At 58.7% G+C, this 13,049-nt stretch carries 14 protein-coding genes and 1 pseudogene; 6 read left to right on the forward strand and 9 right to left on the reverse strand.

Annotation, left to right across the window (positions count from 1 at the left end; translation table 11 throughout):
- Positions 1-269: 269 nt before the first annotated feature.
- Together BK667_RS22585 and BK667_RS22590 are read right to left on the reverse strand one after the other, a co-directional pair.
- A complete protein-coding gene (locus BK667_RS22585; protein WP_123511705.1) occupies positions 270-1,673 on the reverse strand; it encodes an MFS transporter in 1,404 nt (467 codons plus the stop codon).
- A gap of 489 nt (positions 1,674-2,162) precedes the next feature.
- Complete coding sequence (locus BK667_RS22590) at positions 2,163-2,621, reverse strand: metallophosphoesterase family protein (protein WP_123598956.1); 459 nt, start codon at positions 2,619-2,621, stop codon at positions 2,163-2,165.
- A 195-nt stretch (positions 2,622-2,816) separates the two neighbouring features.
- On the opposite strand from BK667_RS22590, the gene BK667_RS22595 reads away from it, so the two are divergent.
- Both BK667_RS22595 and BK667_RS22600 read left to right on the forward strand, forming a co-directional pair.
- Positions 2,817-3,071 carry a DUF6555 family protein gene (locus BK667_RS22595; protein WP_123511701.1) on the forward strand — a complete coding sequence of 85 codons (255 nt, stop codon included), beginning with the start codon at positions 2,817-2,819 and terminating at the stop codon, positions 3,069-3,071.
- Between the two features lie 73 nt (positions 3,072-3,144).
- Entirely contained in the window at positions 3,145-3,549 is a 405-nt protein-coding gene (locus tag BK667_RS22600; protein WP_123598957.1) for a hypothetical protein, read from the forward strand.
- A 34-nt stretch (positions 3,550-3,583) separates the two neighbouring features.
- On the opposite strand, the gene BK667_RS22605 is transcribed toward BK667_RS22600, so the two are convergent.
- On the reverse strand, positions 3,584-4,300 hold the full coding sequence (locus tag BK667_RS22605) for an NADPH-dependent F420 reductase (RefSeq protein ID WP_259698150.1): 717 nt from the start codon (positions 4,298-4,300) through the stop codon (positions 3,584-3,586).
- 100 nt (positions 4,301-4,400) lie between these two features.
- Positions 4,401-5,339 carry an SDR family oxidoreductase gene (locus tag BK667_RS22610; protein WP_123598959.1) on the reverse strand — a complete coding sequence of 313 codons (939 nt, stop codon included), beginning with the start codon at positions 5,337-5,339 and terminating at the stop codon, positions 4,401-4,403.
- Between the two features lie 373 nt (positions 5,340-5,712).
- Between BK667_RS22610 and BK667_RS22620 the strand changes: the two genes are divergently transcribed.
- Positions 5,713-6,165, forward strand: coding sequence for a winged helix-turn-helix transcriptional regulator (locus tag BK667_RS22620; RefSeq protein ID WP_123511693.1), 453 nt, complete (start codon positions 5,713-5,715; stop codon positions 6,163-6,165).
- Positions 6,166-6,246: 81 nt separating this feature from the next.
- Here BK667_RS22620 and BK667_RS22625 read toward each other — a convergent pair whose 3' ends face one another.
- Together BK667_RS22625 and BK667_RS22630 are read right to left on the reverse strand one after the other, a co-directional pair.
- On the reverse strand, positions 6,247-6,846 hold the full coding sequence (locus BK667_RS22625; protein ID WP_123598960.1) for an NADPH-dependent F420 reductase: 600 nt from the start codon (positions 6,844-6,846) through the stop codon (positions 6,247-6,249).
- A 70-nt stretch (positions 6,847-6,916) separates the two neighbouring features.
- Positions 6,917-7,651: an SDR family NAD(P)-dependent oxidoreductase gene (locus tag BK667_RS22630; protein ID WP_123598961.1), complete on the reverse strand. Its 735-nt coding sequence runs from the start codon at positions 7,649-7,651 to the stop codon at positions 6,917-6,919.
- A gap of 112 nt (positions 7,652-7,763) precedes the next feature.
- Between BK667_RS22630 and BK667_RS22635 the strand changes: the two genes are divergently transcribed.
- Positions 7,764-8,126 carry a winged helix-turn-helix transcriptional regulator gene (locus tag BK667_RS22635; RefSeq protein WP_123511687.1) on the forward strand — a complete coding sequence of 121 codons (363 nt, stop codon included), beginning with the start codon at positions 7,764-7,766 and terminating at the stop codon, positions 8,124-8,126.
- Positions 8,127-8,500: 374 nt separating this feature from the next.
- Here the strand turns inward: BK667_RS22635 and BK667_RS22640 are convergent, their stop codons facing one another.
- A complete protein-coding gene (locus BK667_RS22640) occupies positions 8,501-10,078 on the reverse strand; it encodes an aldehyde dehydrogenase (NADP(+)) (protein ID WP_123598962.1) in 1,578 nt (525 codons plus the stop codon).
- Positions 10,079-10,096: 18 nt separating this feature from the next.
- Complete coding sequence (locus BK667_RS22645; protein ID WP_123511683.1) at positions 10,097-10,732, reverse strand: cysteine hydrolase family protein; 636 nt, start codon at positions 10,730-10,732, stop codon at positions 10,097-10,099.
- A gap of 278 nt (positions 10,733-11,010) precedes the next feature.
- On the opposite strand from BK667_RS22645, the gene BK667_RS22650 reads away from it, so the two are divergent.
- Both BK667_RS22650 and BK667_RS22655 read left to right on the forward strand, forming a co-directional pair.
- Entirely contained in the window at positions 11,011-11,508 is a 498-nt protein-coding gene (locus tag BK667_RS22650; protein ID WP_259698151.1) for a winged helix-turn-helix transcriptional regulator, read from the forward strand.
- 79 nt (positions 11,509-11,587) lie between these two features.
- Positions 11,588-12,227 (forward strand): annotated as a pseudogene (locus BK667_RS22655) (zinc-dependent alcohol dehydrogenase family protein).
- Between the two features lie 145 nt (positions 12,228-12,372).
- Here BK667_RS22655 and BK667_RS22660 read toward each other — a convergent pair.
- Positions 12,373-12,999 (reverse strand): LysE family translocator, encoded by a 627-nt coding sequence (locus BK667_RS22660; RefSeq protein WP_123598964.1) that lies wholly within the window; start codon positions 12,997-12,999, stop codon positions 12,373-12,375.
- Positions 13,000-13,049 lie beyond the last annotated feature (50 nt).

Raw genomic sequence — 13,049 nt, forward strand, 5'->3', positions numbered from 1 at the left:
CTGGTGTTCGGGCTATCGGGCTGAATTGATTGTAGGAGCGAGGCTTGCCCGCGAAGAACGATGACGCGGTGTGTCAGGCCTGACGCCATCGCGAGCAAGCTTTGCTCCTACAGGGGATTGAAGCGAAAAGGTGACAGATCTATTTTCCTGAAAAATAAATCTGTCACCTTTTTTATTGTAGGAGCGAGGCTTGCCCGCGAAGAACGATGACGCGGTGTGTCAGGTCTGACGCCATCGCGAGCAAGCTTTGCTCCTACAGGGTGTTGCGTTTACAGGTCAGTAATTTCCTTATGCTGCGGCACCAGCGCCTTCATCACGCTCCACGCCACCAGGTAGGCCAGTGCGCAGATGGCAAACATGATCATGTAGCCGGTATGAATGTCGTTGATCGATTTGTAGTAGTCGAACACCCAACCGCCAATCTTGGTCATCACAACGCCGCCCAAGCCCCCGGCCATGCCGCCAATCCCCACCACCGAAGCCACGGTTTTCTGCGGGAACATGTCGGACACGGTGGTGAAGATATTGCACGACCACGCCTGGTGCGCCGACGCGCCAACACCAATCAACAACACCGGTACCCAGAAACTGATGTAACCGAACGGCTGCGCCAGCAACACCAGCAGCGGGAACAGCGCGATCACCAGCATGGCTTTCATGCGACCGTCATACGGCTTGTCACCGCGTGCCATGAAGTAGCTAGGGAACCAGCCGCCACCGATGCTGCCGACCATGGTCATGCTGTACAGCACGGCCAACGGAACCACGATGTCCGGGCCTTTCATGCCGTATTGCGCCGACAGATAAGTGGGCAGCCAGAACAGGAAGAACCACCACACGCCATCGGTCATGAACTTGCCGAAAGCAAAAGCCCAGGTCTGGCGATAGGTCAACAACTTGAACCACGAGACTTTCTTGACCACTTCGCCCGCCACCGGCGTGGCGATCACTTGCACCGGCTCATCACTGCGGATGTAAGCCAGTTCCGCGGCCGACAGGCGCTTTTGCTGCTCCGGCTTCTGGTACAGCGTGATCCACACGGCCACCCAGACGAAGCCCAACATGCCGATCACGATAAACGCCGCTTCCCAGCCCCACAGGCCCGCAATCAACGGCACGCAGATCGGCGCCAGGATCGCGCCCACGTTGGCGCCGGAGTTGAAGATGCCGGTCGCGAACGAGCGTTCTTTCTTCGGAAAGTATTCGGCAGTGGCCTTAATCGCGATCGGGAAGTTACCCGCCTCACCAATCGCCAGCACCGCGCGGGACAACATGAAACCAGCGATCGATACCGGAATGACTGCCAGGCCAAATGCGCTGCACACCGCAGCGATCCCCTCGCCCATCGGCACCGCAAACGCATGCATCATCGCACCCGTCGACCAGATGCCGATCGCCACCACAAACGCGGTTTTGGTGCCTATTTTGTCGACCACACGCCCCGCGAACAGCATGGAAATCGCATAGACAAACTGAAACACCGACGCGATGTTGGCGTAATCGGTATTACTCCAGCCAAATTCCGTCGATAGACCCGGCGCCAACAGACTGAGCACCTGGCGGTCGAGGTAGTTGACGGTGGTTGCAAAAAACAACAGCGCGCAGATCGTCCAGCGGTATTTGCCTACGGCTTGGCCGACACGTTGCGCATTGATGGGCTCATTCAGATTCATAGCATCACTTTATTATTGGATTAGGGTGATGAACTCTCGACAACAACGCGAGAGTACAGGTGCACGTTCTCCATGCCCGGCGGCTGGAGTCAGACCTGTAGCAAGTGCTATGGGGCGTTTGTTGGAACCGTCGCCTGCAACGGACCGGACTGTGCATCCAGGCAAGCAGTCAGGATCGAACCACGGGGAGCGGCATTCGGGGAGGCGAGTACGCAGGTTGGATTCATGATGGGGCCGACACTCTTTTTTATTTTTAGGGTTCAACAGTCGATCTATCGTCTGTCGTCGTACAACTGTGCCTTTTATAGCGATGCTGATACCGGGCTGTCAATCTGAAAGATGGCCGTTCGTCTCGATAAAGGTAATTCGTGAATAGGCCGATTCTGCGCTGTGAGTGCCGAAGGCTGGCGTTTACATCACTGATTTTTTGCGAAGTGCCAGCCTGACAGGGTAGATGAGCGCCGTTGTACGACAACCCATATGAAACGGTCACTCCACCAACGAAACCAGACGCGGCTCCATTGAGGTCGCCAGCACATCCAGCAGTGCCAGGGTCACCGGCAACTTGAAACGCCGCCGCCCTGCACTGCCAGGATTGAGATAAAGCCGTTCGCCCCGCCATTCAATCAGTGGCTTATGTGAATGTCCGGTGATCACCAGCCTGACGTCCGCATCGAGTTCAATCGGGACGTCGGCCACGTCATGCACCAGTAGCGTCTTCCAGCCATGGAGGTCGAAATGCAGAAGATCGGGAATCTGCTTTGCCCAGGTCGCGTCCAGGTCGTTGTTGCCGCGCACGACGTACAACGGAGCAATGGCCGTCAGTTGATCAAGGATTTCAGCGCTACCAATGTCACCCGCATGAATGATCCGCTCACAACCCTCCAGCGCAGCCACCGCTTCGGTGCGCAGCAGACCATGGGTGTCGGAAATCACGCCAATTTTCATGTACAACTCCAGATAGATGAATGACCTCGCCGTCGGTCATTGCCATTGAACTCTCGCAACACGAGCACCGTCCAGCGCGCCTTCAATCCGGCAATCTTCCCTCCAGAAATCAATAAGTAACCGCGGCTGAAAAATCCTTTGAATTTTTTTCTGACGGCACCACTCCCTTAACTATGAGCAAATGGAGGGGGCCTCATGAAGACCGATCTTTACGTCATTGAATACAAGCTTCACGGACAAACGAAGTCATTCATCATCCGCGCGCAAAGCATGAGCAATGCCCAAGCTTGGCACTGGGCGAGTTGTGATGCGGGGATTGCGCCGATACCGAAGCCCGGCAGGCCGCCGCTTAAAGTCGTGTCCAAACCCCAGGCGGAAAAGTATGGGCTGACCGAAGTGAAGTGGCGGGAGTCGGCGACGTTGAACTGGACAGAGGTATCGACGTCATGAGCGGTGCCCGGCGGAGAGTGACGCCTGGGCTATGATCCATTGCGTCAGCCCGAAACCTAATGAGTACCAGCCAATGAACGCAACCAAAGACTCGGCGCGTGTATTGTTCATCGGGCAAGAGCCTGAGACCGTGGACTTCTCCGACCCTGCCCTCCCCCCGGGCTTTGACGCGGCGAAAATACATGCGGGCATCGCTTCCGGCATGCAGCAGATGACTGATCGCGGCTGGAACGCCGACCTGCTGTTGGTACGGCCCGACAACAGCGCTGCCCTAGATGTGGAGCGCCAGTTACTCGCGAGTCGCTACGACTGCGTGGTGATGGGTGGCGGGCTGCGCATCCCCGCCAAAAGCTTGCTGTTGTTCGAAGCGTTGATCAATGCAGTGCACAAAGCGGCGCCGGATGCCGCCATTGCGTTTAATACGTCACCGCAAGATACGGCGGATGCGGCGGCGCGGTGGTTGAAGGTTGTTCGCTGATCGCCGCGCAATGGACCTGACGGGTGTCGGCGATTCAGCCGATATCGACGTTCAAGGCGATGTCCCAAGTGCCAGCGCCGTTTTTCGCCAGGCCGATCATCATCAGGCCGAGGGCTTCGAGCGTCTGGGCCATGTGCAGGCCGCCGACATCCAACGGGCGCAGCCCGAGACTCTCGATGAACGTCGAGACGCGCGCCTTGGCCTGCGGATCGTCGGCGGCAATGAACGCGTCGAGGCGCCCACCCTTAGCAAGTACGTGGCCGAAGAGGGTGTTGAATGCCTTCACGACATGCGCGCTGGCGGGAACGATCCTGGCAATCTCCTGGGCACCAGAACTGCCGGCGGGAGAAACGAGGCCCGTGAGGTCCGGAGAGGCCGTGTTGGTGATGTCGATGATCACCTTGCCGTCGAGCGCGTCTCCGTAATCGGCCACCACCGACGCCGCACCGGCATACGGCACGGCGAGGATGACGATGTCGCCGGCCGGAATGGCCCCGTACGTCCCTGTGGTCGCTCCGGCCGCGAGCTTGTCAGCCAGCGCCTGCGCCTTGGCGGGGTCGCGGCTGACCACCTCGACGGTGTATCCCGCTTTGGCGGTACGACCGGCGATCGCCGCGGCCATGCCTCCTGAACCGATGATGCTGATAGTGCTCATGTGCAGTTCCTCGTGAATTAGCGTTTTGCTCGTTGTCTCGACTGCATCCCACGATTGAGATCCCGGGTGTGCCGAGCTGCGTGCGTCATTCCTCATGCCATCCCCGGGTCGACAGAATCGTTACCCGAACGGATTACGCATCGCGACATTGCTGTGCGCCGGGGCCGTTGCGCCCCGGCGCCCTCCTCAGCTCAACTCAGCCGGCAGGGAAGTAATGGCCGTTGTCCAGGTCCTCGAGCAGGCCGGGCTGAACAGGCTTCCAGCCGAGGGTCTGGCGGGTGATTAGGTTGGACGCCGGGAGGTCCAGGGTGACCAGATTCGCGAGGAATCCAAAGTATCCCGGCAGCATCAGTACGTCCGCTGGAATGCTCACGGCCGGCACGCCCAGACGGCTGCCAATGGCCTCGGCGATCTCGCGGAACCGGATGCCCTCACTCTCGACCCCGTGCCAATATTTGCCAGCCTCACCCTTCTCAAGCGCCAGGCGGAACAAGATGGCGAGGTCCCGGGCGTGTACGGCCGGCCACCGGTTCGCGCCTTCTCCCGGGTAACCGATGACGCCTTTTTCCTTCGCCAGCCCGATCAACAATGGAAGAAAGGCGACGTCGGTCGTGCTGTGCGCGATTGTAGGAATCCGCACGATCGACGACCGCACGCCCCGCTCTGCGAGGCCGATCACGGTGGTTTCGACGATGTTGCGAACCCGCAAGGTTCCCTTGTACGCATCGCCGCCGGGAAGTGACGGGTCTTCCTCGGTGGCTGGTCGGCCCAGCTTTTCCCACCCGGGCCCACCGATGCTCCCCGACACGACCAGCGGCTTGCCGCTTCCAGCCAGCGCCTCGCCGTACGCGAGCATGATCTGGAGTTCCGCAGCGGCCACGGCGTCGATCCCGCCAGTGGGCAGCAGGTCTTGCCGGTGCGCGACATGAATAACGCCGTCGGCGTCCGCCGCCGCAACCTTGAGCCCCTCGAGTTCGGAAATATCCCCGCGACGCACCTTGGCGCCGAGCGCGATCAGCGCAGCCGCGGACTTGTCGGACCGGGCCAGGCCGGTGACCTCGTGGCCAGCGGCGATGAGCTCGGGAATGATGTACGAACCGATATGGCCGGTTCCGCCAGTGACTAAAACGTGCATGTTAAGACTCCATATGCGTGATGTGATGCGAGAAATGGTGATACGGGAACGTTCAGCCGAGATGGCTGACGCCGATTGAGAAGTGGGTGTGCTTGACGGAGTGGGCGATGAGGCCTAGCGGCAGCAGGCAGACATGCGAGCCAGAAACAGCGGGCCTAGGCCGCCGTTCGCAGCGGCCATGTCACCTGAGCCAATAATGCTGATAGTGCTCATGCGCAGTTTCCTTGCAGGTATAGGGTTGATCATTTCATGGCTGCTGGTGCGATCCGACGAACTCACTCAACGTAAGATCCATGCTGGTCTTTTCACTTGTAAAAAGCAAGTGATCTATTGAGTTTTACTTGCGACATGCAAGCGATGCTAAGATCCAGCCATGAAGACAACTCTTAAAGAAGACTTTCGATCCCACTGCGCGGTGAACTACGGCGTGGAGATTTTCGGCGACCGATGGTCGCTCTTGATCATTCGCGACATCATTTTTGTTGGAAAGAAGACGTATGGCGATTTCCTGAAATCGGAAGAGGGAATCGCGACCAATGTTCTTGCTTCCCGACTGGCCTTTCTTGAGGAGCAAGGCGTTCTGTCGAAGGCGCCCAACCCCGACGACAAGCGCAAGGACTTTTACACGTTGACCGAGAAGGGCCTGGATCTGATTCCAATCGTGATCAGCATTGTGCTCTGGAGTGCGAAGCATGATTCGAAGTCGTACGTGCGGCGCCGCGAGGAGTTTGTTGCTCGATTAAGTCAAAACCCCATGCAGGTGAGCGAGGAAGTGAAGGCGCTGGTGCGCGATGGCGGGTGCCTCTTTCCTGAGAGCGGGGGCTGAACAAGGCGGCAAACACGCCCTGTCACGGCGCGCAAACCAGATGCACACACCTTGCGCCCCGCGCCAGTGCTTGCGCGTCCATCAGTCGAACTTGACCAAGTCCTTGAAGATCAATTGACCCCAGCTATTTCCGCGTGCCTGCACAAGCAATCCACCTTCCGAAAGCCCACCCAGTTTGATCGGCGAGAACCCGAGATTTTCTGCAAGCGCACCAATCTCCGCTGCGGCGCCGTCATCGTCGCTCGCCAGGAACACGACTCTCCTGCCACCCTGTACAGCCGGATCCTGGCCAAGCACGGCGGCGCCCAAATGGTTGAAGCCCTTGACCAGTCGTCCGCCCGTGAAGGCCTGCGCAACGACCCTGGAAGAAGGCTCTCCTCCCAGGTCCTCAGGGGACACGCCGTAGGCATTGGTCACATCGATGATGGTCTTTCCCTTCCAGGTCGGCAGCACCTTCGCGACCTCCGGGTGCGACTCGAAACGGACAGCCAGAAAGATGATGTCCGCTTTGACCGCGTCCGCCAGTTTTGTGGGAATGATCTGAGGGCCGATGGCGGCCGCGGCGGATGCAAAGCTTTGCGGGTCGTGGGTGGTTGCAACGGATACTTCGATGCCATTGCGGGCAAACGACTTGGCCAAGGCCTGGCCGATATTGCCGAAGCCGATAATTGCGTAGCTCATAAATTCTCCAGAGGTTTACCGAGTTCTACGGCGCTCCGAATAATCGAATGGAGCGCCTGGGCGTAGGGCGTCAGAGTTGCGCAAGACCGCCGTCAACGGCGACTTCGCTGGCGGTCATGAAGCTGCTGTCCGACGACGCGAGAAAGGCAGCCACGGCCCCGATCTCTGCTGGATCGGCCATGCGCTGAAGCGGGGTCATCGCGGCGTAGACTTTCTGGCCCTCCTCACCCAGTGCTTCCTTCGCGAGCTCGGTCGCCGTCGCCCCGGGCGACAGCACGTTTACCCGGATGCCAGTGCCCTTCAAGTCCTCCGCCCAGGTCCGCGCAAGATTGCGCACCGCCGCCTTGCTCGCGCTGTAGGCGCTCATTCCCGGGGCGCCCGTGGTGCCGGCACTCGACCCGGTCAGGATGATCGAACCACCCTGCCCCATCAGCGGCAGCGCCTTCTGGACTGTGAAGATCGTCCCCTTCACATTGGTGTCGAAGGTTTCGTCAATGTGCTCGGCGGTGATCTTGCCGAGCGCAAGCTGGCTTCCCGCCCCGGCATTGGCGAAAACGATGTCGAGGGTTCCGCGCTCGGACTTCACCGCCGCGTAGAGTCGGTCGAGGTCGGCCAGATCGGAGACCGAGCCCTTCACCGCGCGGGCATTGGGTCCGAGTTCGGCTACAGCGGCATCAAGCGCTTCCTGCCGGCGGCCGAAGATGAAGACGAAAGCGCCCTCCTCGATGAAGCGTTTTGCGGCGGCGCGGCCGATGCCGGTAGCGCCACCGGTAATGACAGCAGTCTTTCCATTCAGTCGGGTCATGTCGTGCATCCTTCGTTGGAGTTGTACCCAAGCAGGAAATTGCTTGCTTGAGACGAGGATGCAGCGCTGATAACCTAAGGACAAGTATGCACCTTTTGGTAAGTATCAAAAAATGACGACGACTTCTGAAATCTGTGACACCGGTTGCGGGCTCAACGCCACGTTGCGCATCATCTCGGGCAAGTGGAAACCGCTGGTCTTGTTTTTCCTGCGCGGCGGCCCGAAGCGCTATGGCGAACTCAAGCGGTTGATCCCGGGCGTCAGTGACAAGGTGCTGATCCAGCAATTGAAGGATCTGGAAGCCGATCACGTGCTGGCGCGGACCGACTACAAGGAAGTGCCACCCCGAGTGGACTACACGCTGACCCCGCTTGGCCGCAGCCTGGCTGAAGCGATCGTGCCGCTGTGCACCTGGGGAACCGAAAACGCGGCGCAAATGGCAAGCATCTTCGCCAAGCGCGACGCTTTGGCCTAGCGGGATGCTGAAGAACCGCTGAGTCGGGCAGCCATCGGCCAACAGCGGACGTTCGATTCGGTGCGCTGTTAGACCGGAAGCGCTCTTTTAGCCAATACTGTGCCGCAGTTTGTCTCTGAGCATGACCACACCCCATGGAAGCGCTCACATCGCGGCGATGTGGCTGCCGTCGCTCATCGCCGAAAGAACACAATTGCCGCCATGGTCGAGGAAGTACAGACGCCCGTTATCCAATGCGCTTACCTGCTCGCCGTGGTTTTCCTGTAGTGCGCAGCTACTCCGTAGCACGGGTCATCTAGCCTGCATTACACAAATAGCCCACGAGCTTGCGACGTGCACAAGTCGCGGGGCGCTTGTTTTTATCTGGTCGTGAATCAAGCTTTCGACAACTCCCCATCGACGACACGCCAGAGATCGCGCGGGTTGTCATGCTTCAACGCTTCGGGCAGCAGGTCGTCTGGAAATCCCTGATAGCAAACAGGCCGCAGGAAGCGTTCGATCGAGCTCATGCCGACTGAAGTGAAGCGGCTATCAGACGTCGCAGGAAACGGTCCGCCATGAATCGACGCATATGACACTTCTTGCGGATGTGCGAACGCATTAACGACGATGCGACCTGTGCGACGCTCAAGAATTGGCAACAGGCGCGCGGCAAGTGCGTGATCGGATTGGTCGAGCTGCATGGTCGCGCAAAGTTGCCCACGGAACTGCTTTGCGATCGCGATGAATTGCTCGACATCCTTCACGCGCACCAGCAGTGCAGCAGGACCGAACACTTCCTCCGACAGCGTTGCATCATCAAGCATGCGCGCACCGTCGACTTCGAAGAGCACCGATTGCCCGTCCCATGCGCCTTGCGATTCACCCCCTGCCGCGATGCGTTGGGCGCCTGCTTCGGCCTGTCGCTCGACATTCTTGCGGTACGCGTTATTGATGCCGGGCGTCAGCATGGTGCGCGCTTGCATGTCTTCGACGCGGGCAATCATTGCGTTCTTCAGTTCGACATAGCCGGGGCCATCGATAGCCAGCAGAATCGCAGGCTTCAAGCACGCCTGGCCGACGGTGACCAGCATACGTTCAGCGAACCCGTCGCCGATCACACCACCGCGTGCGGCGAGCGCCGATGGCAGCACGAATGTCGGATTGACGCTGGTCATTTCGGTGAAAACGGGAATCGGATCAGGACGCAGCTGCGCGCGCCGAAAAAGCGCCATACCGCCAACTTCCGACCCTGTGAAGGTCACCCCCTTGATGAGCGGATGATCAACCAGCGCCTCGCCGATTTCATTGCCGCCACCGCGAACGAGCGAGAACACGCCCTCATGCAGACCAGCGTCTTTGACAGCCTTCTGGATCACGCGCCCCATCATTTCCGATCCGCCAGGATGAGCGTTGTGCGCCTTCAGAATGACCGGGCAGCCAGCCGCCAGCGCCGACGCTGTATCACCGCCTGCCACCGAATAGGAGATCGGAAAGTTACTCGCGCCGAATATTCCAACCGGACCCAGCGCAATCTTCTGCAAGCGATGATCCATCCGTGCGCGCGGTTGACGGTCGGGTTGAGCGGGATCGATGGTCGCCTGTCGAAAGCGCCCTTGACGAACGACCGTCGCGAACTGGCGAAACTGAATCGCAGATTTCGCCGCTTCACCTTCGAGTTGTGCAACCGGTAGGCCGCTTTCAAGTGAGATGCGTTGCGCCAGTTCAGACGCGATCGCATCAAGGCCGTCAGCGATGCGCTCCAGGAAGTCGGCACGTTCGGCGAGACTCGTATTGTTGTAGCTGTCGAAAGCGTCGTCGGCGAGTTGAGCGGCGCGATCGACTTGCGCGACGCCACCGAACGCGAACGACGGTTCAATCTCGGTGTTGGTTGCAGGGTTCAGCGCTTTCATCGTGCCGGCGGTTGCGGACACTTCCTGGGCGCCGATAAGCAGGTTGCCAGTGAGTTTCATAGCGGTTCTCTTCAAGAGTCAGGCGGCGGCGCCAGTGTTGAGGGCAGCGATGAGATCGGCTGTCGTCAGGATTTCGTGGGCGAAGGTGGGGCCGTTCAGTTCATGTGCGGCATGCATCATTTCCTTCTTGAACGCGGCCGTTGCGTCGCGCACCAGCGTGACGTGGTAGCCCAGCTCCATCGCAAAACGGCTCGTTGACTCAATGCAGGTATTGGCAAGCAGACCGATGACGATCACGTGCGTGATGCCTTGCTGCTTCAACTGGAAGTCGAGATCGGTGTTGGCAAAGCCGCTTTGGCCCCAGTGTTCCTGAACGATGATGTCGCCGTCCTGCGGAACGAAATCGGGGTGCCATTCACCGCCCCACGTGCCCTTGGCAAAGGTGTGGCGTTGCTGCACGAGACGCTGGGTCGGATTCGGATGATCCCAGTTGTCGTAATCGCCCGGCTGCCAGCGACGATGCGGCACGTAGAACACCTGGATATCGCTCGCACGGGCGGTTGCAACGGTGTTGCGCAGGTTCTCCAACAAACGGACGTCATCAGCGACTTCCTTGAGCATCGGGAACAGCTTGCCGCCGTCCGAGAGAAAGTCGTTATACGGATCAACCAGCAGCAGACCAGTACGTTCCGCGCGATATACGGGATTAGTCATTTCGTTCTCCAGTCAGAAGATAGTTGCGAACAGTGTCGCGTTTCGCATTCGACCTCGGACCGCTTTGGTCGGACGCCCGTGGTGCCTCACAAATCGAATGCAGTGAGCAAAATCTATCACTATGAAAATCATAGAGTCAATGATTACGTGGTTTTCACGATGAATTCGTCGCTTGCGACAGATTGGCCCCAGTCGTCATTAGAGACGGGTACAGACCCATGCATGTCCGATTTGGATCGTGTTACTATGAAATTAATAGTCAATCTGGGAGACAAGTTGTGACACTTCAAACAGAAGCACCCGATACGGTGTGTCCGGTAGCGCGGTCGTTGGATATCGTCGGTGATCGATGGACCCTGTTGGTCATTCGCGAGCTGTTCATGGGCACCAGTCGCTTCGAAGAAATTCAGATTCAGACGAAAGCGACGCCGCAGATGCTGACGGCACGCCTGAAGTCGCTGGAGGCGAACGGGATGGTCGAACGTCATCCGTATAGCGAAAAGCCGTTGCGCCATGAATATCGTCTGACCGAGAAAGGCAGCGCGTTCTATCCAGTCATCTATGCATTGAGGGGATGGGGCGAAACCTGGTCCAAGGACAAGAGCGAGGAGATCGCCGTGCGTTTCGTTCATCGTGCATGTGGCCACGATGTAGGTTTGGGGTCTGTGTGTCCCGGATGCGGGGATCTGGTTGAACGTAAAGATCTGGAAGTAACCATGAGCGATCAATTTGCAGCCGAACGCGCAGAACGGCGTGCGGCGTTCAAAAGCAAGTAAGGGGCTGCGCGAACGACCACTGCTGCTGTCGCGGCGGGCTCGACATGCGTGCATCAATCGACCATCAGCAGTTGTTTTCATGAAAGCCATAACCTTGCGCCAGCCCGCCGGACTGGCAAACCTCATACTCACGAATCTTGCCGATCCCGTCGGGAGAAATCCGCGTGCGTATCCACGCGAGCTCACTCAACGCCCATGACCTAGGTGTCGTTACTGGACGCTTACGCACCGACGACGGTCGCATTCCGATGTCGGATGGCGCGGTTATCGTCGAAGCAATCGGCGACGGCGTAACAGAGTTCGCAATTGGCGATGCCGTTGTATCGACCTTCTTTCCGTCTTGGCTCGACGGTGGCCCGACGCTCGCGGATTTTTCGACAACACCGGGTGACGGTGTCGACAACATTATCGAAGTGGGCGGCCCGGACACGCTTGGCCAGTCGATCCGCGCTTGCCGTATCGGTGGTCACATCGCACTGATCGGCGTATTGACCGGCCTTGCCGGGCAGGTGCCGACGGGTGAACTGATGCGTCGTCAGCAGACACTGCAGGGGCTGATCGTTGGCAGCCGCAGGCACCAGATAGACATGATCCGCGCAATCGACGCAAACGGCATCAAGCCTGTAATCGACCGTACGTTTGCACTTGATGAGATTGCCGACGCATTCCGTCACCAGGCAGCCGGCAAGCATTTCGGCAAGGTTTGTTTGTCTATCTGACAGGAAGGGCGCAGCCCACTATTTAAAGCAAGCTCAATCAGTGCTGGAGACATCTCGGATGCATGATCGAAGTCGACGAATATGGGTCGATTATCAGCCTCACCACCAACAGCAACCAGCCAATAGCCGAGGCCCCTAACCCACCCTACCGCTGCTGAAAAGCCACTTTCACCCCAAGCCCGACAAACATCGTCCCGATTATTTTCCCTTCCCACCGACGCAACCTCGAAAGGCCTTTAACCCACCGACTCAACGGTCGAATGGCGATAGAAAGGACGCTGGTATACACCGCGCTCAGCGCCGAAAAGATCAACCCAAGCACCGCAAATTGAATCAAGGACGAGCCCGACTCCGGGTGTATGAATTGAGGCAGGAACGCCAGGAAGAAAATCGCGGTTTTCGGGTTCAGTACTTCTGCGCCGATCGCTTGAAAGAAAGCCTGGGGCGGTGTCACATCCGCTAATTGAGTTCGCGCAATGGCACCGGATTTGGCAAGGAATGCGCGCACGCCCAGGTAGATCAGATAGCAGGCTCCTGCGGTCTTCACGACGTTAAACGCGAGCGCCGAGGTCATCAGGATGGCCGATAGACCCAGCGCGGCGCTCAGCGTGTGGATCAGGTCACCGGATGCGACACCCAACCCTGTGGCAATCCCGACTTTTCGTCCACCCTGAAGGGTCCGTGTGATGACTAACAGCACGGCGGGGCCGGGGATTAAGAAAAGACCGATCACGACGGCTACGTACGTCACGATAGAGGGCAGATCAAACATCGCGAGTCACCTCAAGGCAGGACAGGGCAACAGTTATCCTGATCTGAGGT

The sequence above is a fragment of the Pseudomonas frederiksbergensis genome, assembly GCF_003732705.1.
Taxonomy (GTDB): domain Bacteria; phylum Pseudomonadota; class Gammaproteobacteria; order Pseudomonadales; family Pseudomonadaceae; genus Aquipseudomonas; species Aquipseudomonas frederiksbergensis_F.